Origin of the sequence: Spongiibacter tropicus DSM 19543 (assembly GCF_000420325.1) — a bacterium.
Classification (GTDB): Bacteria; Pseudomonadota; Gammaproteobacteria; order Pseudomonadales; family Spongiibacteraceae; genus Spongiibacter; species Spongiibacter tropicus.
Genome location: NZ_ATUS01000001.1, coordinates 717,449 through 742,720 on the forward strand (window position 1 = coordinate 717,449; position 25,272 = coordinate 742,720).

At 57.0% G+C, this 25,272-nt stretch carries 19 protein-coding genes; 13 read left to right on the top strand and 6 right to left on the bottom strand.

What is annotated here, in order from left to right; genetic code table 11:
• Position 1: 1 nt before the first annotated feature.
• Positions 2-967 carry an AraC family transcriptional regulator gene (locus G411_RS0103455; protein ID WP_022957779.1) on the bottom strand — a complete coding sequence of 322 codons (966 nt, stop codon included), beginning with the start codon at positions 965-967 and terminating at the stop codon, positions 2-4.
• A 120-nt stretch (positions 968-1,087) separates the two neighbouring features.
• Here G411_RS0103455 and G411_RS0103460 point away from each other — a divergent pair, with 120 nt between their 5' ends.
• Genes G411_RS0103460 through G411_RS19190 form a run of 6 tightly spaced genes read left to right on the top strand, consistent with a single transcriptional unit; the run spans position 1,088 to position 8,254 of the window.
• Entirely contained in the window at positions 1,088-2,413 is a 1,326-nt protein-coding gene (locus G411_RS0103460) for a flavin-containing monooxygenase (RefSeq protein WP_022957780.1), read from the top strand.
• 27 nt (positions 2,414-2,440) lie between these two features.
• Entirely contained in the window at positions 2,441-3,352 is a 912-nt protein-coding gene (locus tag G411_RS0103465) for a bile acid:sodium symporter family protein (RefSeq protein ID WP_028968374.1), read from the top strand.
• Positions 3,334-4,272, top strand: coding sequence for an SDR family oxidoreductase (locus G411_RS0103470; RefSeq protein ID WP_022957781.1), 939 nt, complete (start codon positions 3,334-3,336; stop codon positions 4,270-4,272). The genes G411_RS0103465 and G411_RS0103470 overlap by 19 nt, the downstream gene beginning before the upstream one ends.
• On the top strand, positions 4,272-5,084 hold the full coding sequence (locus G411_RS0103475; protein WP_022957782.1) for an SDR family NAD(P)-dependent oxidoreductase: 813 nt from the start codon (positions 4,272-4,274) through the stop codon (positions 5,082-5,084). Before G411_RS0103470 ends, G411_RS0103475 begins: the two co-directional genes overlap by 1 nt.
• Before the next feature lie 14 nt (positions 5,085-5,098).
• The gene (locus G411_RS0103480; RefSeq protein ID WP_028968116.1) at positions 5,099-5,830 is read left to right on the top strand and encodes a sulfite exporter TauE/SafE family protein; all 732 of its coding nucleotides are present in this window, start codon (positions 5,099-5,101) and stop codon (positions 5,828-5,830) included.
• Between the two features lie 33 nt (positions 5,831-5,863).
• The gene (locus G411_RS19190) at positions 5,864-8,254 is read left to right on the top strand and encodes a TonB-dependent receptor (RefSeq protein ID WP_022957784.1); all 2,391 of its coding nucleotides are present in this window, start codon (positions 5,864-5,866) and stop codon (positions 8,252-8,254) included.
• A gap of 18 nt (positions 8,255-8,272) precedes the next feature.
• Here the strand turns inward: G411_RS19190 and G411_RS0103490 are convergent, their stop codons facing one another.
• Genes G411_RS0103490 through G411_RS0103505 form a run of 4 tightly spaced genes read right to left on the bottom strand, consistent with a single transcriptional unit; the run spans position 8,273 to position 13,414 of the window.
• The gene (locus tag G411_RS0103490) at positions 8,273-9,475 is read right to left on the bottom strand and encodes an acetyl-CoA C-acyltransferase (RefSeq protein WP_022957785.1); all 1,203 of its coding nucleotides are present in this window, start codon (positions 9,473-9,475) and stop codon (positions 8,273-8,275) included.
• The gene (locus G411_RS0103495) at positions 9,475-10,707 is read right to left on the bottom strand and encodes an acetyl-CoA acetyltransferase (RefSeq protein WP_028968117.1); all 1,233 of its coding nucleotides are present in this window, start codon (positions 10,705-10,707) and stop codon (positions 9,475-9,477) included. The genes G411_RS0103490 and G411_RS0103495 overlap by 1 nt, the downstream gene beginning before the upstream one ends.
• Before the next feature lie 43 nt (positions 10,708-10,750).
• Positions 10,751-12,397 (bottom strand): class I adenylate-forming enzyme family protein, encoded by a 1,647-nt coding sequence (locus tag G411_RS0103500; RefSeq protein WP_022957787.1) that lies wholly within the window; start codon positions 12,395-12,397, stop codon positions 10,751-10,753.
• Positions 12,398-12,448: 51 nt separating this feature from the next.
• On the bottom strand, positions 12,449-13,414 hold the full coding sequence (locus G411_RS0103505) for an NAD(P)H-dependent flavin oxidoreductase (RefSeq protein WP_022957788.1): 966 nt from the start codon (positions 13,412-13,414) through the stop codon (positions 12,449-12,451).
• Positions 13,415-13,727: 313 nt separating this feature from the next.
• Here G411_RS0103505 and G411_RS0103510 point away from each other — a divergent pair, with 313 nt between their 5' ends.
• The 3 genes from G411_RS0103510 to G411_RS0103520 are packed head-to-tail and all read left to right on the top strand — an operon-like array spanning position 13,728 to position 19,178.
• A complete protein-coding gene (locus G411_RS0103510; protein ID WP_022957789.1) occupies positions 13,728-15,239 on the top strand; it encodes a carotenoid oxygenase family protein in 1,512 nt (503 codons plus the stop codon).
• 50 nt (positions 15,240-15,289) lie between these two features.
• Positions 15,290-16,816, top strand: a complete 1,527-nt coding sequence (locus G411_RS0103515) for a tannase/feruloyl esterase family alpha/beta hydrolase (RefSeq protein ID WP_022957790.1) — start codon at positions 15,290-15,292, stop codon at positions 16,814-16,816.
• A 58-nt stretch (positions 16,817-16,874) separates the two neighbouring features.
• Complete coding sequence (locus G411_RS0103520; protein ID WP_022957791.1) at positions 16,875-19,178, top strand: TonB-dependent receptor; 2,304 nt, start codon at positions 16,875-16,877, stop codon at positions 19,176-19,178.
• Positions 19,179-19,273: 95 nt separating this feature from the next.
• Here the strand turns inward: G411_RS0103520 and G411_RS19195 are convergent, their stop codons facing one another.
• The gene (locus G411_RS19195; protein ID WP_022957792.1) at positions 19,274-20,191 is read right to left on the bottom strand and encodes a winged helix-turn-helix transcriptional regulator; all 918 of its coding nucleotides are present in this window, start codon (positions 20,189-20,191) and stop codon (positions 19,274-19,276) included.
• 168 nt (positions 20,192-20,359) lie between these two features.
• On the opposite strand from G411_RS19195, the gene paaN reads away from it, so the two are divergent.
• Genes paaN through G411_RS19200 form a run of 4 tightly spaced genes read left to right on the top strand, consistent with a single transcriptional unit; the run spans position 20,360 to position 25,241 of the window.
• On the top strand, positions 20,360-22,036 hold the full coding sequence (gene paaN / locus G411_RS0103530; protein WP_022957793.1) for a phenylacetic acid degradation protein PaaN: 1,677 nt from the start codon (positions 20,360-20,362) through the stop codon (positions 22,034-22,036).
• A 9-nt stretch (positions 22,037-22,045) separates the two neighbouring features.
• A complete protein-coding gene (locus G411_RS0103535) occupies positions 22,046-23,293 on the top strand; it encodes a thiolase family protein (RefSeq protein ID WP_022957794.1) in 1,248 nt (415 codons plus the stop codon).
• Positions 23,290-24,804 (top strand): class I adenylate-forming enzyme family protein, encoded by a 1,515-nt coding sequence (locus G411_RS0103540; protein ID WP_022957795.1) that lies wholly within the window; start codon positions 23,290-23,292, stop codon positions 24,802-24,804. The genes G411_RS0103535 and G411_RS0103540 overlap by 4 nt, the downstream gene beginning before the upstream one ends.
• Positions 24,801-25,241, top strand: coding sequence for a PaaI family thioesterase (locus G411_RS19200; RefSeq protein ID WP_022957796.1), 441 nt, complete (start codon positions 24,801-24,803; stop codon positions 25,239-25,241). Before G411_RS0103540 ends, G411_RS19200 begins: the two co-directional genes overlap by 4 nt.
• The last annotated feature ends 31 nt before the right edge of the window (positions 25,242-25,272 follow it).

Consider the following 25,272-nt stretch of genomic DNA (forward strand, 5'->3'; position numbering starts at 1 on the left):
TTCAGCAGCGAAACTGCGCAGGCGTCATCCCCGCCCAGCGTTTGAAGGCTTTGCTGAAGGCACTTTCATCGGAAAAACCCAATGCCGACGCGACATCGCTGACCGGCTCTCCCGCCAGTAACTGTTCCTCTGCCATCTTCTGCAGCAGGCGACTGCGCAGCAGTTTGAAGGTGGTGCCCTCCTCCTGCAGTTTTCGCACAAGGTGGCGACCGCTCATCCCCAACTGCTCGGCGATGCGCTCTTTACCCCAGCGGGGCTGCTCGCGAATCAGGTTCTGGACCTGTGCGCTAAGGCCGATGCGCTCCAGCTCCGCCAGCATCTGATCGGCCAGTAATCGCAGTTGATCACGCATGGCTTTATTTGCCTGTATCAACGGTGTGGCTTGCAAGCCGGGAGCAAATACCAGCGCGTTGCCGTCCTGGTCGAACTTCACCGGCACCTTCAGCAAATTTTCGTAGAGGGCTTTCTCTTCCGCTGGCGGCTCCGGCATCGTCAGCTGCAGGGCCTCGGCTTCAAAATACCCGCCCGTCACCCAACGCGCCATATTCAGCACACAAGCCAGCACAGCGTCGACGCGCTCGCGTTGGCGAATCTGGTAGTGGGGTTCGTAACTCAACAGGCAGTGTTGTCCGCGGTGACGAAGAGAGAAGTCGCCGCCCTCACCGACAATGGGGTGATACTCCAGCAGCAGGTCCAGTGCTTCCCCCTGGGTTTCGCAACTCATCAGCAACATGCCGACCAGATCCAGATGGCCAACCTGAAGATTCAGACCCAGCCGCAGTCCCGCCAGCGGGTCGTCGGCCGCTGCGCAGTAGTGCTCCCAAACCTCGTCCTGAATGTGCATGGGCGTTCGCCCCTGGGCCGTCGCCTGCTGACATAAGTCAGACGGCAGACAAATCCCGTTGCGTTCCGCCGCCTGCAGAATGCCCTGGGTATACGACAGAGTGACTGACGTCTGTTCTAACATTGTCCTGAATCGCCCTTACTGCGTCCCGAATAAGCCATCACAGGGCTGCCGGGAATGCGTATTCTTATTCTCGCGCTAACCGAGACATAAAAGCATAACAACTTGCCCGGAGTCGACAGCATGTACGCCGTTATTGGCGCAGGCCCAATGGGGCTTGCCACCGCTCGCAATCTGAAGAAATACCATATTCCCTTTGTCGGCTTTGAGCTGCACGCCGATGTGGGCGGTCTCTGGGATATCGACAATCCCCACAGCACCATGTACGAATCGGCCCATTTGATCTCGTCGCGGCGAATGACGGAATACGCGGAATTTCCCATGGGGGATGGTGCACCCTACCCCCATCACAGCGAGCTGCGTCAGTACTTTCGCGATTACGCCAAACATTTTGATCTCTATGCCGACTACCGTTTTAACACCCGCGTCGTGTCTGTGGCGCCCAACGACGATGGCAGCTGGTCGCTGACTTCCGCAAAAGACGGCGTTGAAAAAACCGAGAACTTTGATGGCGTGCTGATCGCCAATGGCACGCTGCATGAGCCCAATATGCCGAGCCTGCCCGGTGAGTTCGAGGGCGAACTGATGCATTCGGCGCAGTATTGCAGCGCCGACGTCTTTGCAAGCAAACGCGTGCTGGTGGTGGGCTGCGGCAATTCCGCCTGCGATATCGCGGTCGATGCCGTGCACCGTGCAAGCAGCGTGGATATTTCCGTACGCCGCGGTTACTACTTCCTGCCGAAGTTTATTGCCGGCCGCCCCACCGACACGCTGGGCGGCAAAACACCGCTGCCACGCGCCATGAAACAAAAAGTCGATGCGACCATGGTACGCATGGTGGTGGGCAAGCCCTCAGACTACGGCCTGCCCGAACCCGACTACAAAATGTATGAGTCCCATCCGGTCATCAATTCCTTGGTACTGCACCATCTCGGTCATGGCGATATCCGGGCACGCTCAGGCATCGACAGCGTAAACGGCAAAACCGTCACCTTCAGCGATGGCCACCAGCAGGACTACGACCTGATTCTGATGGCCACCGGCTACCTTCTGCATTATCCGTTTATCGACAAAGCCCTGCTCAACTGGAACGGTGGCGATGCGCCGTCGCTCTATCTGAACTGCTTTCATCCGCAGCGCGACAACCTGTTTCTGATGGGCATGATTGAAGCCACCGGCCTCGGTTGGGAAGGTCGCAACGAACAGGCGGAAACGGTTGCGCTGTATATTCGCCAACTGCGCGACGGCAAAGCCTCTGCCGCCGCGCTGCAAAGTCGCATTCGCCGGTTTGGTGGCGAACGCCTGGATGGCGGCTATAACTATCTCAAGCTGGAGCGCATGGCTTACTACGTTCACAAGGACAGCTATCGCAAGGCGCTGAAGCAACACACGGCCTCGCTGAGGGCAGATCTGGATAACCGCACATCGCGCTCGGCAAACGCAGTTTAACCCTGCCCAGACGCGAGAGACGCTGTTATGTATGAATCGGTTCCCATCAGTTTCAGCACACAGAATCTGATCGTTCTCAACGGCATTCTCGCCGGCATGATCTTTGGCGTGTCCATGGGACTGAAAGGTGAAGACCTGTTGCGGGTCATTCGCAAACCCAAAGCCCCCGTCGCCGGTCTGATTGCCCAATTCCTGCTGTTGCCCGCGGCCACCGGCCTGCTGACCTGGTGGTTCGGGGTTGAACCGGAACTGGCGCTGGGGATGATCCTGATCGCCTCCTGTCCCGGCGGCACCTTCTCCAACATCATGACCTGGATCGGCCGCGCCAGTGTGCCGGTGTCGATCAGTATGACGGCGGTCTCCAGCCTGGCGGCCATCGTCATGACACCGCTGAATTTTGCGCTTTACGGCTACCTCAACCCGCTTACCCGGCCACTGTTACAGGATATTTCCCTCGAGCCGCTCAGCATACTCACACTGGTCGCCTTGGTACTGGTGATTCCCATGTTGCTGGGTATGGCCGTGGGCAAGCGCCACCCGCAGTGGGCCGAGCGTGCAGAGAAACCGATGCGCGTCGTCACGCTTATGGTCTTCGTGGTGTTTGTCGCGATTGCCTTTATCAACAATCAGCAGGCAGCGGCGGAGTACGCCGATGAGATATTGATCTTTGTCGCCCTGCAAAACCTCGGCGCTCTGCTGCTCGGCGATCTTGCCAGCCGCGCCGCTCGCCTGCCTCAAAACGAGCGCCGCGCCGTCACCATGGAAGTCGGCATTCAGAATTCCGCGCTGGGGCTGTCGATCATATTCACCTTCTTCCCCAACGCTGGCGGCATGATGCTGATTGCCGGGTTCTGGAGCTTCTGGCATCTGCTGGTCGGCCTGCTGCTCGCGCTCTACTGGTCAAAAACTGCGGAGGCGACATGTCTGACGTCATCTTGATTACCGGTGCCGCCGGTTATATCGGCAGCAAACTGGCCGAGCGCCTGAGTAAAACGCACACCGTGGTGGGCGTGGATATCCGCGAACCACAACAGGCCTATGGCAAAGTCATTTGCTGCGATATTCGCGACGCCGTGCTGACGAATATTATTCGCGAATATGGTGTGACTCAGGTCGTTCATCTCGCCTCGGTGCTGGAAAGCAGTGGCGACGAACAGCGCGACTACGATATCGATGTGAACGGCACTCGCAATGTGGTCGAAGCCTGTCTTGCCAATGGTGTCAGTCAGTTGATTGTCACCAGCTCCGGCGCCGCCTACGGCTATCACCCCGATTCACCGGAATGGCTGGATGAACAGGACGCCCTGCGCGGCAATCGCGAAATTCCCTATTCCTGGCACAAATATCTGGTGGAGCAGTATCTGGCCGAGGTTCGCCAAGCGCATCCGGAACTGAAGCAACTGGTGCTGCGCCCCGGCACCGTACTTGGCAAAAACACCCGCAATCAGATTACCAATCTGTTCGAGAAAAAACGGGTACTGGGCATTCGCGGTTCCCGATCGCCCTTCGTGTTTATCTGGGACGAAGACCTGGTCGCCGTGATCGAAAAAGGTCTGCGGGAACATCGCGAGGGCATCTACAACCTTGCGGGCGACGGCGCGCTGACCATCAGCGAAGTCGCTCAGCGACTGCGCAAGCCCCTGATTAATTTACCGGCCGGACTGATTCGCGCCGCGCTGACGGTTGGCCACGCACTGCGCCTGAGCCGTTATTCTCCGGTGCAGGTCAAGTTTCTGCGCTACCGCCCGGTACTGAGTAACCGCCGACTCAAAGAGGAATTCGGTTACCAGCCACAACTGAGTTCCGCGCAAACCTTCGAACTGTTTCTCGATCACGCTCGCCAGCGAGGGCAACTCTGATGGCCGTTTCGATGACAGCGCCGACGAAATCCGTCCTCATTACCGGCGCCGCCAGCGGACTGGGCTGGGAACTGGCGCAGCAGTGTTTCGCGCGGGGCGACCGGCTGCTGCTGGTCGATCGCGATGCCGTGTTGCTCACGCAGCGCGAGGCCACACTCAATGATCCGACGCGGGTGTTGAGCTGCGTGGCGGATCTGTCCGAAGCCAGCGGCATTGCCGCCACCCTCGACGCAGCAAAGCAGCTGCCGCAACTGGATGTACTGATCAATAACGCGGGAATTACCCATCGCTCACTGGCAGGCAATACCGACCCCAAAGTGTTTCGCAAGGTCATGGCCATCGACTGGCAGGCACCGGTTGAGCTGGCGGTCGGTCTGCTTCCCGCACTGCGCCAACAGCGCGGCTGCATTATCAATATCGGTTCAATGGCGGGCTGGATGCCGGTGCTGGGCCGGGCGGCGTACTGCAGCGCCAAATCGGCGCTGGGACAGTTCTTTGAAGTGCTGCGCGCGGAAGAGAAAGACAACGGCGTCAAGGTGTTGATGGTCTACCCCGCTTTTGTGAACACCTCCATTGAGCAAAATGCCTTGGGCGCCGATGGCGGCAAAGCGCAACACGCCCGCTCCACCATCGGTGGCATAGGCGAAGCCGCCCCGCTGGCGACGGCGATTCTGCGCGCCATGGATCGCGGTCAGGCTCAGCTCTTCCCGCACCGGGGAATCTGGCTGGCAAGCCTGTTGTGGCGACTGGCCCCCGGACTGTTTCACACCCTGATGCGCCGCAAGTTTGCGGTGGAATTGCAACAGATTTGAGTTTGGAGACCACAATGGACCCATGGATGTGGCTGGGCCTGTGTATTTTTATCGCCTTTGGCATCGAGGCCATTACCGGCTTTGGCAGCATTGTCATCGCGCTTTCATTGGGCGCCCTGCTGCTGCCCATTGACGCCATGCTGCCGGTACTGGTGCCGTTGAACATCTGTATGACCAGCTATCTCGCCATTCGCCACCGCCAGCATATTCACTGGCCGACCCTGCTGAAAATGATTCTGCCATTGATGGTGGGCGGCACACTGCTGGGCTATCTGCTGCGCCCGGCACTGGGTGACAACACCCTGCAAATCCTGTTTGGCGCCTTGGTTATCTGGTTTGCGGCTAGAGAACTGTGGCGCAGCATCCGGGGATTAAAGGTCAGTCAGCACGGCAGCGGGTGGACCCGTAGCTGGATGTTGGTCGCGGGCATCACCCACGGCCTGTTCGCCTCGGGCGGACCGCTGCTGGTCTACGCGCTGACCGGCACGCAACTGTCGAAATCGGCCTTTCGCGCCACGCTGATCAGCGTCTGGCTGAGCCTCAACGGCCTGCTGACAGTGGTCTTTGCACTCGATGGCAGCCTGCTGCCAGCACTGCCCCGCATTGGCATGATGCTGCCAGTGCTGCTGGCCGGTGTAGTGATTGGCGAATTTCTGCATCACCGGGTCAACGAGAACCGATTCAAGCAACTGGTCTATACCCTGCTATTACTGACGGGCGCCCTGCTCATCATCACCACGCTGTAAGCGCAGGCCGATAACAACAATAAGGAGTACGCCATGACTAAGAATACCGCCCATCGCGCCTCGCGCCTCAGACAGGTGCCGGCGAGTCTGGCCGTTGCCACCCTGGCGCTGTCCGGCACGGCGCTGGCACAGCCGAATAAACCCGCACGCGTCATCGAAGAAGTGGTGGTAACCGCCCAGAAATCCCAGCAGAGCCTGCAGGATGTGCCCATCTCCATCAGCGCCCTGTCCGGCGACTTCATGCAGGAGAATGCGATAGGCGACCTCGTGGAAGTCTCCACCTACGTGCCCAATGTGCGGGTGGAATTTACCAGTCCCTCCTCGCCGCAGGTGTTTATCCGCGGCTTCGGCACCAACAGCTTCAACCCCAGCTTTGAACCCGCCGTAGGGCTGGTGCAGGACGAAGTCTTCTTCGGCCGTCCCTCGTATTTCAGCGAATCGATGTACGACCTCGATCGCGTGGAAGTGTTGCGCGGCCCCCAGGGCACGCTATTCGGCAAAAACACCATTGCCGGGGTCTTCAACGTCGCCAGCCGCGGCGCACCGGCCAACGTCGGCAGTGAAGGCAGACTGGCCTATAAACACGAAGAATACGGCGAACAACGGCTTGAAGCGGCTCTCGGCTACCGCCTCTCGCCCAGCCTCGGCCTGCGCATCGCCGTGCTGGACTGGCAGCGCGACGGGCGACTGGAAAACACCTTTTTGGACCGTAAAGAAGACGACCGCGATCAGCAGGCCTGGCGCCTGAAACTGGAGTGGCAACCCCGCGATGATCTCAGCCTGGAGCTGCTTGCCCAGCAATCCGATACCCACGTCAACTTCTGGCCCCGGCAGTTGATGGCGCTGGATCAGGATACGCGGGACTACCTGCAGAACTTCGACCCCGAGATCGAAGACGATCCCTATGACTTCCAGACCAGTTTCAGCGAACCCGGTACGCTCTATCAGGGCTCCGATACTCTGAGCGTGAAAGCAAATTGGGATATCGGCCCCGTCGGTGGCTTGAATGCGCTGGACACAACCATTATCGCGGCTGTGTCATGGCTGGACGTGGAGCAAAGTCAGGATCTCGATGTCTCCCCTGCCGACCTGCTGAATTTGGACGAAGTGGACGACTACCGCCAAACCTCGCTGGAATGGCGTTTCAGCGGCAGCGCCGATAGCCTGTTCGGGCTCGGGCAGAGCGTCGAGTTTATTGCCGGTGCCTACTACTTCCAGTCCGACTTCAATATCATCGCCGATATTATCGTGGGGCAGGACATCGCCTCCTACCTGGTCACCAAGGACGCCCAGCAAATGCTGACCGGCAGCCTGGATGTGCCCGGCAATCCACTGGGCGGGCTGCTCGGTGGCCTCGTTCCGCCGCTGACAGACCTGATTAATGAAACCGACTACTACCGTTTCGACTACTTTCAGGACACGGAAGCTGTCGCCCTGTTCGGTCAGGTATCCTGGGACATTACCGACAAGTGGGTACTGACACCGGGACTGCGCTACAACTCGGAAACCAAGAAATCCACGCCCACCGGCACCGCAGTCTGTACCAATAAAGGGCTGCTGCCCTGCCTGACGGCCACGCTGGTCGGCGGCCAGGATTACGCGCCGGGCACCATCGAGCGCAAAGAGAGCAAGCTGTCACCCAAGCTGTCGCTCAGCTATTACCTCACCGATGCCATCTCCTTTTACGCCGCCGCCTCCATGGGTTTCAAAAGCGGGGGCGTAAACGCCATCTCCTTCTCCGGCGAGGGTCTGGAATACGAGCCGGAGCAGGCGCGCTCCATCGAGCTAGGGATGCGCAGCCAACTGCTGGACAACACCCTTAAATTTAACGCCACCTTGTACCGCATGGATTTCGACGACCTGCAAGTGCTCGCCTTCAACGGCCTGTTCTTCGACGTCAATAACGCCGCTGCCGCCTACTCAGAAGGCCTGGAAACTGACATTCAATGGCTGACACCCTACACACCGCTGAGCATCGATGCCTCCATTGGCTACCTGCGCGCCCGCTACAAAGACTACGACTCAGCCCCGGCACCGATCACAATGGGCATGGGTGCCCAGCAGGACCTGAGCGGAAAAACCCTCGCCTTTGCACCGGAAGTCAGCGCCACCCTGAGCCCATCACTGGAATACAGTTTCGGCAACCTACAACTGAAAGCGACTTTGAATATCCAGTACCGCAGCGAACACTTCACCGACACCGACCTCGACCCCAACACAGAGATTCCCGACACCACCCAGTACGCCGGGAATCTCTCCCTGCGTCATGCCTTGCAGGGCTGGGCACTGACTATCGGCGGCAAAAATCTCACGGACGAACGCCGCCTGAATCAGGTCATTGATACGGCGCTGTTCCCCGGCACCTACAACCCCAGCCAGAATCCGGGGCGCAGTGTGTTTGCCAGTGTGAGTGTGGATTGGTAGCGGCCAAACGATCGCCGCTTAACAGAGCTCCAACAGCATCGCCGTTCCCGTGCCAGCAGCGCCGCTGGCGGCGACAATACCCCGCCGCTGGCCGCGACGCTCAAGCTCATCCAGCAGCGTGCCAGCCATCATGGCGCCGGTCGCCCCCATGGGGTGGCCGAGGGCAATCACACCGCCGTTAACATTCAGCTTGTCCTCGCTGATACCGAGGTCACGCTGACATTTCACAACGGTGGCGGCAAAAGCCTCATGCAGTTCAAACAGGTCGATATCATCGGCCGTTAAACCCTGTTCGCGCATTAATTTTTGCGCGGCGGCACTGCAGCCAGAGATCACCGTCAGCGGGTCATCACAAATACTGGCAACCGCGCATATACGTGCCCGGGGCTGGTGGCCCAGCCGTTCTCCCAGTGCCTGATTACCCACTAGCACCAGTGCCGCACCGTCCGCCATCGCCGGGGAGTTCCCCGCTGAGTGAATATGCTGAATTTCACGCAACTCGCTATTTGCCTTGAGCTGGAGGGCGTCAACACCTTTGGCACCTGGCTCAGCAAAAGCCGGCGGCATTTGTGCCAACGACGCCAGAGTGGTGCTGTCGCGAATGCACTCGTCCCGCTCGATGCGAATGCCTCTTACCGGGTTTTCGACGGGAATAATCGAGCTAAACCACCCTTCATCGCGGGCGCGGGCCGCCCGCTGCTGGCTGAGCAAGGCAATACAATCCGCCTCTTCGCGGCTAACCCCGTATTGTGACGCAATTAAATCTGCGCCATTACCCATCATCAGCATCTGACAACGCGCCGCCATTTTCGGGTCGAGAAAAACGCTTGCTTTGTCAGACAGCATCGGCACGCGCGACATCATTTCCACGCCACCAGCCAACACCATCCCCGCCTGACCAGCCTGTACTTTCAACGCGGCGAAATTGATCGCGTCCAGTCCCGACGAGCAGAAGCGATTGATAGTAATACCGGGAATATGTGTCGGCCACCCGGCATACAAGAGAGAGGTTTTAGCGATATTAGCGGCCTGCTCCTCCGCTTGCGTTACGCAGCCGAGAATGACATCGTCTACTTGATTTCTGTCGATACCATTTCTATCCACCACAGCGTCGAACAGCACTGCCATCAGACCTTGTGGGAGTAGGTCATAGAGACCACCACTCTCCTTGGCACGCCCGCGCGGTGTGCGAATGGCATCGTAAATATAGGCTGAGTTCATCAGTTCACCCCAACAATAATGCTGGCGCAGGTTGTTGCACTGCCACCGAGATTAAAAGTCGCCATGTTCTCGGCGCCCGCAATTTGATTTTTCCCTGCCTGACCAGTCACCTGCTTATAGCAATCGAGCAACATACGAACGCCTGTCGCCCCAACAGGGTGCCCTTGACCAATGAGTCCCCCGCTGGCATTGATGGGAAAGTCACCGTCACGAGCAATACGCCCCTCCTCCACAGCCTTCCAACTTTCGCCCGGCGCAGTGAGCCCGCAGTGATCGATCACCATGTACTCGGTAATGGAGAAACAGTCGTGCACCTCGAGGCCATCAAGCGCCTTCAGATCAGACATACCTGCCCGGCTAAGGGCATCGCGGATAAGTTGATTCACATGGGGGAACAGCAGCGGCTTGCCCTCGCTCAACTGCAGCTTGGTATCTAGCGCGATGGCGGATGAACGGTGCCCCCAGCCTTTAATGCGTGGAATATCGCTTAACGAGAGGCCGTGAGCGGCGGCGTAATCCTTTGCCGCCGCCTCACTCGCCAGAAAGACGCAGGCGGCGCCATCGGTAATCTGTCCGCAATCAGATTTTCGAATGCGCCCGTCGATAACAGGGTTGTGGATATCACTGTTGCTGAAAAAGGCGTCGTCAACACTCCAGCCCCGCGTCTGCGCCAGCGGATTGTCTTTGGCGTTACCGTAATTGATGCGCGAGATCGCCTTGAGATGATCGGTGTTTATGCCGTGACGCCGCTCATATTCGTCGACGATACGATTAAACATGTGGGGCCAGGGGTATTCGCAGTGCTGAGCCTCGTAACCCCGCCAAGTTGCGGACCCGAGGTATTCGGCGCCGGTCTTACCCGGCACATTGCGCATCAGCTCCATACCCAGCACACAGGCGATATCATAGTCGCCGCAGCGAATATCTCTGATGGCGCCCAGCAAAGCCATCGACCCCGAAGCGCAGGCCGCTTCGTGGCGGCTGGTCGGCATGCCATTCAACTCTGGATAGGCCTGGGCGAAAAACCCACCCAGCAGGCCCTGCCCCGCGAACAGGTCGCCGACAAAGTTGCCGACGTGTCCAACCTGAATCTGCTCGGGTGACAAGCCCGTCGCCGCCAAGGCGTCATCCAGTACCGCCTTGAATAAGTCAAAACTGTCCAAGTCTTCTCGGGCCCAATTGCGGGCAAAATCGGTTTGGCTGCCGCCAAGCACATATACCGTCATGTTCATGCTCCCTCGTATTGTTATGGTAGTCAGGAAAAACCGCGCAAGCTCAGCCCGCGATCTGCTCTTGCAAGACGAAACGCTGAACTTTGCCCAGCGCATTTCTCGGCAATACCTCCAGTAACTCCAGACGCTCGGGCAACTTGATACGGGAAACGCCCTTGGCCTGCAGATAACGAACAATGTCGTCCAAGGATGGCGCTAGTTCTTGCGACACCGGCACCACGCAGGCACAAATACGCTCTCCCAGCACGCTGTCGGGATAGGCGCAAACGGCCGCCTCTCTCGCACCGGGCAGCCCTTCCAGCAACACATCCAGCTCGGATGGCGACAGCTTCATGCCGCCGCGATTAATGATGTCTTTGCAACGCCCGGCAATGCGATAAAACTGCTGTGCATCCCCGCAGATCTCCACCAGATCACCGGTGAGGAAATATCCATCCTCAGTAAAGACCTCGGTATTGTCGCTATGCCAGTAGCCGTCAAAGACGGTGGGACCTTTCACCGCCAGCTCCCCGGCGATACCCGGCTCGGTGATCTCATCGCCGGTTTCGGGGTTCAGCACCTTTGTCCAGATCGTTTTACTCGCGGCAGAGGGCCACTCCAGCCCGGGGCTGCCGAAGCGAGGGAACATATAGGCGCGTACACTGGGATCGGGAACATCTTTGGGCTTGGAGAGCAGGTTGATTCCCTCATTCGAGCCGTAGTAATTGACGATGCACTTCCCATAGTCGTGCTCAAACTTTTCCATCATCCAGGGCGACAGCGGCGCTGACCCCGAGCCAATAGACCGTAGCGAGCTAAAATCAAACTGCTGCCACATCGACTCGTCCTTGGCGAGCTGATTGAGAACCGCCGGAGGAATGATGGTGAAGTTCACTCGTTCGATCTGCATCTGTGTCAAAAACACCGCGGGATCAAAAGGGTGGTGAAGAATCAGGCTGCAGCCCTGTAACACCCACGCGTAGAGAAACGCGCTTATCGATGCCATATTTACCATCGGAAAAGCGTTAAGTAGCACGTCTCCCGTTTGATAATCACCCGCTTCAATACAGTTACGCGCAACCGTTACCCACATATTGTGTGACCGTGGCACACCCTTCGGCAGCCCGGTTGTACCGGAAGTCCAGCACAGGGAAAGAATACGGTTGGCATCCGAATAATCTGGCAGGTTTGGCAGTTCCGTCGTCGTCAGCCTCAGCGTCAGCTTATCGCCAAACAGCGCGACAGCCACATCTGGTGAAAAGCAAGCAGAGCGTCGGCTGCCAAATGCTTCGCCCTTAAAAACGTCCACCGAAATAAAGGCCTTTGCGCGCGCGGCCTTGGCAAAATGCTCTAGTTCATAATCGCCATACTGAACCGGCACTGGCGAAATAATGGCGCCAATACGGCTAATCGCGAGATAGCAGACGACCAGTTCCACGATATTAGGAAGCTGGACGATGACGACGTCATCTTCGCAAACACCAAGTTGCAATAAGTCTTGCGCCAGATTGAGACTGGCCGTTTGTAATTCGGCATAGTTAAGGCGATGTGGTACTGATGCCACCAACGCCTCCCGATTGGGCGCATCGGCAACAGCCAACTGCGTCGGCGCCTTCTGCGCATAGTCGTCCAACAACTGGTGGAGAACCTTGCCTTCCCAAAGGCCACTTGCCTGATAGCGGTCTATCGTTGTTTGCTTGGATGTAATCATGGGCTTTCCGTGTCGTTATTATGAATTATCGTGTCGCTACGCCGCGGTAACTTAAAGCGCCAGTGCCTCGCGGTACTCGCGCTGCAGTTGCTCAACAAGCTCTGCAATGGATTGCCGCGCATGGATCGCCCCGACACCCTGGCCCGCCGCCCAGATGTCGCGCCAACGCTTCGCGTCTCCGGCGGCTTTCATAAAATTGATATCCGCAGCCGCGGGCATATTGGAAGGATCGTAGCCTCCCTGTATGAGGCTTTGACGCAGCCAGTTGGCTTTCACCCCGGTGATCGCATCGCTGGTGATAATGTCGCTACCCGATGCCTCCACGACCATTTTCTTGTATGCCTCCTGGGCCCGGCTTTCATGCGTGGGAATAAACCGCGTTCCCATATACACATAATCGGCCCCCATCACTTGTGCAGCTCGCAGAGACCGTCCCGTCGTGATCGCCCCAGACAGAATGATTTCACCGTCGAAAAATCCGCGAACCTCTTCCACAAAAGCAAAAGGAGACAGTTGCCCGGTATGACCTCCTGCGCCGGCACAAACCAGCGCCAGACCGTCGACGCCTGAGGCCGCCGCCTTGCGCGCGAAATCCAGAGAAACCACATCTGCATACACCTTGCCGCCGTAGCTGTGTACCTGATCGACCGCATCCCGCGGACTCCCCAAGGCGGTAATTACAATCGGCGCCTGGTACTTCACTGCCAGCGCCAAATCGTCGTAGCAGCGAGGATTCGTGCGATGCATCACCAAGTTCATCGCCCAGGGCGCCGCCTCAGGGCTCTCTGCCAGAGCGGAAGTAATCTCCTGTAACCAATGTTCAAGGTCCTCAAGTGTCCGCGCATTGGGCGATGGAAAGGACCCCACAATCCCGGCGCGACACGAGGCGATCACCATTTCAGGACCTGACAGCAGAAACATTGGCGCCTGGATAATCGGCAACCGGAGGCGACTTTGGGTAGCGTCGGGGCCCGGCTCAGGGCGGACTCCAGAACCACGAGAAACTTCTTCTGACATCGGTTAGCAACTCCACATCGGACGAATATTTACTTTTGTTATTGAACCAATATGCTATATCAACCCAACACATAACGACAACAAGCAGATACAAAAACCCATAATAAAACATATAACTTATTGTTTTTTAAATAACTTAACCAAAAATAACTCAATGCCGGAAAGGCACCTGCAAAAAACACTTGCACTATTAGACTAATAATTTATAGACTCGACAGCAAGACAAGAACAACCAGCGCGGCATTACATAGCACTGCCATATGCCAAGCACGCGTTAACCGCCAAATAACCGTATAAAAATAGGGAGAGTTTTATGACCGCCAATAGCCATAGCAGCTACCCACTGACCGAGCGCTGCCTGGGCAGCGCGCCTCGGCTCGACGACAGCCCTGAATGGATCTATGACATCGACAACCCCTATTTACATGGGGTGTATGCACCAACAAACCACATTGATGTCAGCGCTACCGCACTGGAAGTAGAGGGTGAAATTCCCAAAGATATGGACGGCGCCTATTTGCGTAATGGCCCCAATCCCCGCCAAAAGCCCAAGAACCCCTACCACCCCTTCGATGGTGACGGCTTTGTTCACGGCCTGTACTTTCGCGACGGACAAGTCAGTTATCGCAACAGCCAGATTCAGACGGCTGCGCTCTTGCGTGAGCAGGAAGAAGGCCAGGCAGTATGGCCAGGCGTTATGGGGCCCTTTGACTTTTCACTGCCCGACTCCCCCATAAAAGACACGGCCAATACAGACATCATCTGGCACAACGGGCGGCTAATTGCGCTGTGGTATAACTCGGGGATCCCCTACACACTTGACCCCGTCACGCTTGAGAACCTCGGCCCTCTCGAGTCGCCGAGTACGCTATCGCGCAAAATGTCAGCGCATTCACGCGTCGACTGGCAAACCGGGGAAATGTTTTTCTTTGAATTTGGCGACGAGCCACCCTACATGACCTATGGCGTGCTCAATCCCGACGGCACACTGAAACATGAAAGCCCAATAGATTTGCCCGGACCACGCCTTCCCCACGAAATCAGTTTCACCGAAAACTATGCGGTGCTGCACGACCACCCGCTATTCCACGATATTAATGTGCTCAAACGGCACAATATGCGGGTCGTACACTTTCACCGTGATATGCCGACACGCTTTGGTTTGATTCCTCGGCTCGGCACGGAAGTACGATGGTTCGAATGCGAGCCTTGCTATGTTCTGCACACCTCTAATGCCTGGGAAGATGGTGACTGGGTAGTAATCGATGGCAGCCGTTCGACCAACCCGATGCCTCAGGCCGACCCCAGCGAAGGCGCGCTGTCGCATATGCTGGCCTATATGCGCCTGGAGGCGAATAACTACCGGTGGCGCCTCAACCTGCGTACCGGCGAAGTGCGCGAGGGACCCATCTGCGACCTCAACTCAGAATTCAATAAGTCGAACCAGATCTTCCATGGCGTGAAAAGCCGCTACGCCTATCACCAAAAAATACCGCTGCTTGCCGATGGTGGTCACACACTGCGTTTTACCGGCCTGATCAAATACGACAATGAAACCGGACAACGCCAGGAGTGGGACTACGGCCCAGGCGTTTTCGGCAGCGAAGCTCCTTTCGTACCGAAGCGCGGCGCTGATCGCAGCAGTGAAGAAGACGACGGCTATGTAACGACGTTTATCACCGACACCAACAACTGGAGCTCACACTGTCTGGTGTTCGATGCCAAAGACATCACCCAAGGCCCCATTGCCAAAATCAAACTCCCTCACCGACTACCGGCAGGCTTCCACGGCTGGTGGGCGCGCGGCGAGGACATTTATCGCTGAACAACACGCTAGCCATATTCCAATAATAAAACCGTCAAGGCGTAGAAAGCATGAACCTAAAACTCTCCCTCGCAGCGCTGGTTGCGGGGTTGGCGGCGAGCACCGTCGCGACAGCGCTTCCCCTTAATCCAGCCGATGCCGCTGCCCGTTGTCACGCGATAGAAGCACCGGGCAACACACAGCTCGTTGAGCCGGGGCAATGGCAAACTGGCGGCGCACTGCCGCCACACTGTCAGCTTCGTGGACAAATCAATAAGCGCACCCGCTTCGAGCTGCGGCTGCCGCAGGACTGGAACGGCCGCTTTGTCATGGCCGGTTGTGGTGGCTTCTGCGGCAGCTTGCTTCCCGACAAACCCGGCTACTCCAATAGCATCAATGCCGCCTTGAAAAAGGGATATGCCGCTATCAGTCACGACGGCGGACATCAGGGACAAAGCTGGGAAACTCAGTGGGCCTATAGCGACCCGGAGGCCCTTGAGTTATACGCGCATAAAGTTTTGCCCGTGGTAAGCGACGTCGGCCTTAGCTTAACAACGGCATTCTATGGCGAAGCTCCTCACCACCGTTATTTCTCGGGCTGCTCAAACGGCGGTCGACTGGGAATGATGGCCGCACAGCGCTACCCCGAGCTATTCGATGGTATTGCGGCGGGCGGTGCCATCTTCAGCCTTAGCGAGGTTGCCGGTAAATGGGGAAACTGGATGACCCGCCAGACCATGCACCAAGGCAAACCGGCATTGTCACGACAAAAAAATGCACTGCTCAAGCAAAGCGTCATCGAGCAGTGCGATCAGCTTGATGGTCAGCTCGATGGCATTATTTCAGCACCTAAGCGATGTCGGCCGGATTTCAGCGGGCTGCAATGTCAATCCAATACAACTGGGAAAGACTGTTTTAGCCAAGACGAAGTCATGCGGTTACAGCGGCTGTACAGCGGTAAACGAGATGACGGTACGCGCGTCACCGAAACCCTGGAACCGGGCGCCGAGCACTACACCGACATCTGGCTGTTTGGCGAAGACAATAAACCGGCCTGGGGACTCTCAGCATCGGCGGGCTATCGCAACCTGCTCTCGCAGGAATTATTCCAGCGCGAACACTCCGCCCCCCTCGATGCCCAGACGCTGCAGCAATGGGTCTCTACGTCGCGTCTACCTGCACTGCTTGATGCCGATAACCCGGATCTGTCAGGCCTGCGCAATGCAGGAGGCAAATTATTTATCTATCACGGTTGGGCCGACCCGCTAATTATCCCACAGCCCATGCTGGACTATTACCAGCGGGCGGCCGCGCACAGCGGTGGGGTTACAAAACTGGCAGATCACGCACGCCTGTTCATGGTTCCCGGTTGGGGCCACTGCTGGGAGCGCCCCGCCGATGCCCCCGACCAGTTTGATCCCTTGGAAATTGTCGCCAACTGGGTGGAGAACGGCGCTGCGCCCGATCACTTCATTGCCAGCCAGCTTGATAGCAATGGTGAAATCCTACGGCAGCGTCCGGTTTGCGCCTATCCGCAGCAAGCGCGTCTGGTCGATAAAGACCAGCCGGAAAAAGTGGCGAGCTATCAGTGTCAGTAACCCTTAGTAGAACGTTCTTTTGATCTAGCGATAACAATAAAGCACCGGAGAAAAATTGATGTTTACACAGACTCATCACACGCTTAAAGCCTTGCCCGCAGCGCTGTTGGCCAGCGCGGTTATCAGCAGCAGTGCAGTAGCCGCGCAGCTTGAAGAGGTATTGGTTACCGCCGAAAAGAAATCGGCCAGTATTCAGGATGTGCCTATGTCAGTCGCCGCAATTGCCGGCGACGATGTTGGCATGGGTAAAGTCACCGAGATGAATGATGTCGCTCTGAAGACCCCCGGCATGTCATTTACCCAGTTCAACCTCGGGGAACCCCGTGTCTACATTCGCGGCATCGGCAACAGCTCCGATTCAGCGGCCAGCGATTCGGCTGTCGGTATTTTTATCGATGAAATCTATATCGGCCGGGCGGGTGGCAGTGGCTTCGACCTCTTCGATCTGGAACGCATCGAGATTCTGAAGGGACCGCAGGGTACTCTCTACGGCAAAAACACCAACGGTGGCGCCATCAACTTTATTACCAGCCGCCCGGACTACGAGCCGATGAGCAAGCTCAGTTTCACTGCCGGAAATAAGGGCTTGTTTCATGCCCAAGCACTGGTGACCGGCGGACTGACCGATACCATCGCAGGCAAGTTGAGCGTGGCCAGCAAGCAGCGCGATGGCTTTCAGAAGAACGTCATTCGCCCCTCAGACGTAACCGTCGATACCAATCTGAGTAACAGCCCGATTATCGGCAACTCCCAGGGAGCGAAAGGCGGCGGCGATGAGCTGGGCGATATTGAGAGCGTCAATGTGCGCGGACAGCTGCTGTTTGACCTCAGCGATACCACCATGCTGTTACTGAGCGCCGATTATTCCAAAGACGAAACCAACGGCAACTGCAGCCACCTGTTGGATTTATCGGCGGGCGTTATGGGCACTGGCGCGCTGTGGCAAGCGGGGGTCGATAGCCTATCGCCCGCCTATCGCAGCAATATTCGTAACTGCGCCTCTCAGTTTGATACCGGCCAGGAGCGCGAAGTCCAGGGGGTAAGCGCCCGCATCGAGCACGGTTTCGCTTGGGCAGACCTGCTTTCAATTACCGCCTGGCGCGCCAGCGATGTCTTTCATGTGGATGATTTGACCAGCCTGCCGCTGACTGACATTAACGTCGCGAACTCGGTGCCCGAAAATGTCATCAATGGCGCCGAAGAAAGCGCCTCACAGTTTTCACAAGAGTTCCGGCTGAGCGGCACTCACAATAATATCGACTGGATTACCGGTATCTTTTACATGCAGGAAGATGTGGAGCGCGACGAGCAATTCTACACCCGCTACAACGCGGCGCTGAGTGGCGGCCTCGGCCTCGCGCCGGAAGGGAATGTGCTGTTCCTGCAGGACAACACCACAACCAGTCTGGCCGTCTATGGGCAGGCGGACTGGCACGTCGACAACTGGACTTTCACCTATGGCCTGCGCTGGAGCATGGATGAAAAAGAGATTACCCAGGATGCCAAAGACCTGCTCGGTACTGGCATGCCAACCGGTGTTCCGCTGATTTTGCCGGAATTCCCCACGGCCGTTAAAGGAAAAGAGGATTGGGAAGAAATAACGCACAAAGCGTCTGTGAACTACCGTTTTGGTGAAGATGCGATGGTATACCTTACCTATTCCGAAGGTTTTAAAAGCGGCGCCTTCCCCTCACAGACGAACTTGCCGGAAAACGCCACGAAAACCGTCGATCCCGAATTTGTGGAAAATATCGAAGTTGGACTGAAATCGACCTGGTTCGACAGCCGCCTGCAATTCAACATTGCCTATTACGATATCGACTACGACAATCTGCAGGTCTTTGAGCTGACTCCAACACTGTTGCTGGTACTCAATAGTGCCCAGGCCGAGTCTTCTGGCTTCGAGACCAGCATCGCTCTCGCCGCATCGGAACGCCTGACGCTCAGCGCCAACTACAACCATGGGAAAGCTCGCTACGAAGACTTTGTTACGGCGGGAGGCAGTGATTACAGCGGCAACCAGCTACAGTGGTCACCCGATCGCTCGGGAAGCGTGGACGCCGACTACACCCTGCCCCTGCGTGGCGGTTCAAGGTTGGACTTCAACGTCAACTATTCCTGGAAAGACGATTACTACACAGCCGCCAGCAACGCTGACGTTACCAAGCAGAAATCGCTATCCAACCTGGGCGTCTCAGCAGGCTGGACCAGTTCGGATGAGTCACTGTCTGTTCGTCTCTGGGGTAAGAACCTGGGGGACAAAGCGCAGACGCAAAATGTCGTTGTCGACCCAACGGGTATTACCTCCAACAAATTCGGTGACCCGACGACCTACGGCATTACCGTCAGCAAAACCTTTTAACATCGCCTGAGACGCACCTTATGCCGCAGCCATTGCTGCGGCTTTTTCCGAATAGACAGAACGGAGCGGCTGCGCCGACAAGAACACCCTCTGCGTTATCGGAAACGAACTTCGTCGGTCCTGGGCACAGTATGGCAGCCACTGCAAATCACATCGGTCGCCAGCTCATTGCCGCAGGGACGATGAACCAGAGTAAGAGGGTGTTTGACCTTTGGCAGCCACTCGAGCACCCACTGACGCAGCGCCATGGTCAGCGGGTAAAGAGCTTTGCCTTTTTCAGTGAGGTGATACTCATAGCGCGGCGGATTACTGCGGTACTCCTCACGGGAGAAGATGCCAGTATCAACCAGCAACTTAAGCCGGTCGGCGAGGATATTCGTCGCCACACCGAGCTGTTGGCGGAAATCGTCGTAGCGGCTCAAACCAACAAACGCCATCGCCATTAACAACAACGTCCAGCGGTCACCGATAATATCAGTGATATGTCCGAGCATTTGATCGCCACTGCCACGGGTTCGACGCTGACTGCCAATTTCCGTGAGACTGCCAGTTGGCGCCCCCTGCGGCGAGGCATTCACGACCCGCTCGACATCATCGTAGTGCAGAGGCTCGCCACAATGCCGGCACACGGCCAATGGCCGCAATTGATGGCCCTCACCAAACGCGTGCCAGAGCTGCGTGGGCAGCTCCGCATCGTTTGCGTCGGCCCATTCGGTTTCCCATTGCCAGATCAGCAGCGCCCAGGGATAAAGCGCCAAGCCTTTCCCCGTCAGGCGATATTCATAGCGCAGCGGCGATGTCTGATAGGGGTTTTTATAAAGAATGCCATTGGCGACCAGAGTCTCCAGGCGGCTGCTCAAGCTGCCGCGCGACGCCCCGGTCCGTCGGCGAAATTCATCGAAGCGATGCTGCCCCAGGAAGGTCTCCCTAAGGATCAGGATAGTCCAGCGATCCCCGAGAATATTTAATCCTCGGGCAACAGGGTTAGACAGTAATTGTTGGGCAGCTTGCATGCAGCGAACACTACAACAAAAGTCGCTAGCGATAAATAAAAAACCGCATTGACTGGCTTGCCGAAGATTACTACAGCCTGTTAGTCTAATAACAAAAGTTACAATAAAACACGGCGCGACGAGGCGTTGTAAATATCCGGTTCAATACCCCCGATAAGAGAAATAATCATGAACAACTGGTTTACCCAACACCAAGCGACGCTGAATAAAGCCTTGGATGCCTGTGAAAAGCGCTATGCCTGGACCGCCTATACTGAAAGTCCGAGCAGTAAAATACACGGCAGCGAAAAACCCGCCGCTGGGAAAGCTCGCTTTGAAGCGATGCTCGGACAAGCCTACCCGCTGCAACAGACGGGAGAACGCGGCAGAATCGGGGCAGAGATCTCACCGTACACGCGCCAGGCGCTGGGCGTTAGCTATCCAGACGTCGATATCGACAGCCTGTTCAATGCGATTACCGACGCCCAGCCCGCTTGGCGGGATGCCAACATCGAAACCCGTATGGGCGTTTGTTTGGAAATATTGGAGCGCTGCGCCAAGCAACTTTTTGAGAACGCTCATGCCACCATGCATACCGCCGGTCAGAGCTACATCATGGCGTTTGCAGGCAGCGGCGCGAATGCACTGGATCGCGGCCTTGAAGCGCTGGCCTACGCGTATAAAGCAATGCGCGATGTGCCCGAACGGGCCGAATGGGAACGGGCTTTTGGCAGCGATGGCGCCGCCAAACTCAGCAAACAGTACCGGCTTATGCCACGCGGTATAGCGGTCAATATTTGCTGCGCCACCTTCCCGCTCTGGAACGGCTACCCCGCCCTATTCGCCAGTTTAGCCACGGGTAATCCGGTCGTGTTTAAACCACATCCCAATGCCATTCTTCCAGTAGCGATGGTGGTGAGCGTTTGCCAACAGGTGCTCGCTGAAGCGGGTTTCGATACGCATCTTGTTACCCTGGTTGCAGATACCCGCGACCAACCCGCCACGATGAAGCTATTGGAACACCCAAAAACCGCCATCATCGATTTTACGGGCAGCCCGAAGTTTGGCAGCTGGATAGAACAACACTGCCGCCGCGCCCTGGTGTTCACCGAAACGGCCGGCTGCAACTCGGTCATAATCGAATCCACCAATGACTTTGACGGTATGTGCAAGGCCATTGCCCATTCTCTTTGCCAGGCCTCCGCGCAAATGTGTACCAGTGTTCAGAACATTCACATTCCCGCCGGCGGCATTCGCGTTAACGGCGACCACATCAGCTTCGACACCGTTGTGCAGGGGCTGATTGACGCCGTCGATACGCACCTAGCCAACGCCGCATTCCTTTGCGGCACCCTGGTCAGCGACGATATTTACCAAACGCTGAAGCGGATGCGCCAACAAGGTGCAGAGCGCGGATATATTCGCCGGGATAGCGGCCCGTATGCGCATCCGGAGTTCCCGAATGCCCGAACTGCCACTCCCTTAATGATCGAGGTGACCGAGCAGGAACGCGATATGTACCGCAACGAATTTTTCGGTCCGATCTCCTTTCTTATCAAAGGCGAGAGTATCCACAGTTGCCTGACGGATGCGACCGGGAACGTAAGAGATTGCGGCGCGATTACCTCACATGTGTATTCAACCGATCCGGCCTTTTTGGCAGAGGCACAAGACGCCTACAACGAAGCCGGAGCCTCGGTTGCCTGCAACCTTATGGGGATGCCGATCAACTTCGCCGCCGCCTACAGTGACTACCACGTGACCGGCCTTAATCCGGCGGGCAATGCTTGCCTGACCGACCTCGCGTTTGTCGCCAGTCGATTCCGCATTGTGCAACGCAAAATCATGCAGACGAAAACAGACTGAGGCAAGGCAATGACAGACGTCTTTATTCTCGGCATTGGCATGACCGGGCTAGGCAAGTTTCCCAATCGCAGCGTCAAAGACCTGACTCGGGAAGCTGTTGACCTGGCGATAGCCGATGCCGATATCGAGCAACGCGCCATTCAGGCCGCCTGGTTTTCCAATACACGCCAGGGACTGCTGGAAGGGCAAAATGGTATCCGCGGACAGTGCGCCCTGCGGCCGCTGGGCTTCGAAGGCATCCCCATCGCCAACATCGAAAACGCCTGCGCTTCAGGTTCTACCGCGATGCTACAAGCGATCGCTCACATCAAAGCGGGCATGTGCGATGTGGCACTGGTCGTCGGTGCAGAGAAAATGTTCTACCCCGATAAACGCGACGCCATGTTCAATGCCTTCAAAGGCGGCACCGATATTCATCGTCTGCAGGAATTCCACCAGATTGTGAGTCAGCAAGCTGCGGAGCTGATCCCTGAGCAATACAGAGACATCGATGAGCAGCGCAGTTTTTTTATGGATAGCTACGCCGCCCAGGCCCGCCTGCATATGCAAAAATACGGCACAACTCAGCGGCAGTTTGCCGCTGCGGCAGCGAAAAACCATTGGCACTCCACCATGAATCCGCTGGCCCAATATCAGGCATCGATGACTGTTGAGCAGGTATTATCTGACCGCGTTATCGCTTGGCCCTTTACGCTGCCAATGTGCGCACCGATTTCCGATGGCGCCGCCGCGGCCATCGTCTGCTCACGACATGCCCTAAAGCAATTGGGAGGCAGCCGCCGCGCAATTCGCATCCGCGCGCTATCACTTTGCAGCGGAACCACGCGCTCTGCAGACGACTTCGCCAAGCATATTGGCAGACACGCTGCGTTATTAGCCTATGAACAAGCTGCCATTGGCTCCGCCGATATTGATGTTGCGGAAGTCCACGATGCCAGCGCCTATGCGGAAATCCAGCAGGTGGAAAACCTGGGCCTTTGCTCACCCGGTGACGGCGGCCCATTCACAGAGCGAGGCAACACGACACTGGGTGGGGCGATTCCGGTCAACCCGTCGGGAGGCTTGGTATCCAAGGGGCATCCCGTCGGTGCCACTGGCATCATGCAACTGCATGAACTGGTGTGCCAGCTTCGTGGCGAGGCTGGGCGACGACAAGTCGAAGGCGCGCGTATTGCCGTTGCGGAAAACGGCGGGGGCTTCTACGAAACCGAGGAGGCGGCAACGACCGTCACTGTGTTGGAGGCCAGCTCCCGATGATGCTTCCTATAGAGCACCTTTACCAAGGCCTTGATCGCAACCCCAACGGCATCGCCGCCATTGATGCAGATGAATGTATTGATTATCGCGAGTTAGTCACGCGCGTTGAAGCATTCGCCCAGGGCCTCTTGCATCACCTTCCAGCCAACGCCCGAGTCGCACTTTGCGCGCAGAATCATATCGACCACCTGCTTGCCCACTTGGCGCTAGTAGCTGCGAATATGATTTGGATCCCGATCAATCCCAAAAACGGCGCGATACTGAATGCACAGCTCCTGAGTCAGAGTCGCCCTGAGTTAATTCTTGTCGACACGCAAAGCCTGTCCAGCCTGCCGGACACCGATATTCGCACCGAACTGCTAGATCACCCAACCCAAGGTTGCCGCAAGTGGATACGCGATTATCGCGACCAACCGTTTCTTCCAACGATTCCGGCTTTCGATGCGCCAATGGGCATCAAATTTACCGGAGGGACCACCGGTCAACCCAAGGGAGTGGTTCAAACCCACGGGAATGTTGTGGCCGTCATCGACAATATGCAGGCTCAATTTCAGTTCACCGGCCATGACCGCAACCTCGCGGTGGCCCCGCTCACGCACGGCGGCTCACACTATATTTTTCCGCTGCTGAGTGTCGGCGGCAGTCACCATCTGCTACCACGACCGGACGTTGACGCCATAACCCAGGCCCTCGCAACGTGTACCGTCAGCTTCATGCCGCCGACACTGATTTATAAGCTGCTTGATCAGGCAGAGCACAAACAGCCCTGTCGATTGCGGCACCTCACCTATAGCGCAGCACCCATGCCGCCGGAAAAAATCAATGAGGTCATCGCCCGCTTCGGCCCTTGCCTCTCGACACTTTATGGTCAGACTGAGGCACCTATGACCATCACCGCGATGAGCGCCGACGATATGCAACAAGCCGCCCTGCAGCACTCGGTAGGTAGAGCCTGCAAGCACAGCGAGCTTGCGATACTGGATCCGGACGGCAGGACTCTGCCGCCAAACAAAACTGGCGAAGTCGCCGTGCGGGGCGCCATCGTCATGCCCGGCTACCTCGACGCGCCAAGACAGAACGAGGAAGTCTTCAAGAATGGCTGGTTGCTGACTGGCGACCTGGGCTACGTCAATGACGACGGATACCTTTTCCTTCAGGGACGCAGCAAGGAGGTCATTATCTCCGGCGGCTTCAACGTCTACCCAGCGGAGGTGGAAAATGCCCTGATGCAGATGCCAAATATTCGAGAATGCGCCGCTTTCGGTGTCGAAGACGATTATTGGGGCGAGCGAGTAGAGGCGGCCATTTGCCTTCGCGGTGATGTAGCCGTAGACCCGGACCTGCTGAAGAGAGAATTAAAAGCATTGCTTGGTGATGTCAAAACACCCAAAAGCATCCACGTTTTGAAAAACTTGCCGCGCAACCCGGTTGGCAAAGTCGTGCGCAGAGATGTTAAAGCCCTGTGTCTCGCCAACTCACAGCGGCCTAGCGAAGAGAACCCCTCACAATGAACCAGTGGAGTAATGACAAAGCACTGAGCGGCATGGAGCGCGTAAAGCGCTTTGAAATGCAAACTGAACGCAGTGGCATGGCCGCCAATCTCGGCTATGAGATCATCGCGATCAGCGATGGCGAAGTCCGGTATCGCTACACGCCAAAGGACCGTCATCAGAATCTGATTGGCTCCCTGCATGGCGGCATACTCGCCTCACTACTAGACACCGCGATGGGCGCCGCCGTGATGACCAAACTGTCGGCTGGTGAATTCCATACCATGACCGACCTCTCGATCAAATTCATTGGCGCAGTCAGGGACACGGACGACGAACTGACCATAGAGGCGCGCATTGACCATGCCGGTAAGCGGATGTTGGCTGCCGAAGGCACCATCAAAAACCAGCGCGGGCAACTTATTGCCCGCGCTATCGGCAGCGCGATCCGGCTTTAGGGCAACAAGGAAAAGGCGCTGATCGAAAACA

Bases quoted from the DNA above. Each gene is read 5' to 3' on its own strand.
- G411_RS0103455 (WP_022957779.1), bottom strand. From the start codon at position 967: ATGTTAGAACAGACGTCAGTCACTCTGTCGTATACCCAGGGCATTCTG.
- G411_RS0103460 (WP_022957780.1), top strand. From the start codon at position 1,088: ATGTACGCCGTTATTGGCGCAGGCCCAATGGGGCTTGCCACCGCTCGC.
- G411_RS0103465 (WP_028968374.1), top strand. From the start codon at position 2,441: ATGTATGAATCGGTTCCCATCAGTTTCAGCACACAGAATCTGATCGTT.
- G411_RS0103470 (WP_022957781.1), top strand. From the start codon at position 3,334: ATGTCTGACGTCATCTTGATTACCGGTGCCGCCGGTTATATCGGCAGC.
- G411_RS0103475 (WP_022957782.1), top strand. From the start codon at position 4,272: ATGGCCGTTTCGATGACAGCGCCGACGAAATCCGTCCTCATTACCGGC.
- G411_RS0103480 (WP_028968116.1), top strand. From the start codon at position 5,099: ATGGACCCATGGATGTGGCTGGGCCTGTGTATTTTTATCGCCTTTGGC.
- G411_RS19190 (WP_022957784.1), top strand. From the start codon at position 5,864: ATGACTAAGAATACCGCCCATCGCGCCTCGCGCCTCAGACAGGTGCCG.
- G411_RS0103490 (WP_022957785.1), bottom strand. From the start codon at position 9,475: ATGAACTCAGCCTATATTTACGATGCCATTCGCACACCGCGCGGGCGT.
- G411_RS0103495 (WP_028968117.1), bottom strand. From the start codon at position 10,707: ATGAACATGACGGTATATGTGCTTGGCGGCAGCCAAACCGATTTTGCC.
- G411_RS0103500 (WP_022957787.1), bottom strand. From the start codon at position 12,397: ATGATTACATCCAAGCAAACAACGATAGACCGCTATCAGGCAAGTGGC.
- G411_RS0103505 (WP_022957788.1), bottom strand. From the start codon at position 13,414: ATGTCAGAAGAAGTTTCTCGTGGTTCTGGAGTCCGCCCTGAGCCGGGC.
- G411_RS0103510 (WP_022957789.1), top strand. From the start codon at position 13,728: ATGACCGCCAATAGCCATAGCAGCTACCCACTGACCGAGCGCTGCCTG.
- G411_RS0103515 (WP_022957790.1), top strand. From the start codon at position 15,290: ATGAACCTAAAACTCTCCCTCGCAGCGCTGGTTGCGGGGTTGGCGGCG.
- G411_RS0103520 (WP_022957791.1), top strand. From the start codon at position 16,875: ATGTTTACACAGACTCATCACACGCTTAAAGCCTTGCCCGCAGCGCTG.
- G411_RS19195 (WP_022957792.1), bottom strand. From the start codon at position 20,191: ATGCAAGCTGCCCAACAATTACTGTCTAACCCTGTTGCCCGAGGATTA.
- paaN (WP_022957793.1), top strand. From the start codon at position 20,360: ATGAACAACTGGTTTACCCAACACCAAGCGACGCTGAATAAAGCCTTG.
- G411_RS0103535 (WP_022957794.1), top strand. From the start codon at position 22,046: ATGACAGACGTCTTTATTCTCGGCATTGGCATGACCGGGCTAGGCAAG.
- G411_RS0103540 (WP_022957795.1), top strand. From the start codon at position 23,290: ATGATGCTTCCTATAGAGCACCTTTACCAAGGCCTTGATCGCAACCCC.
- G411_RS19200 (WP_022957796.1), top strand. From the start codon at position 24,801: ATGAACCAGTGGAGTAATGACAAAGCACTGAGCGGCATGGAGCGCGTA.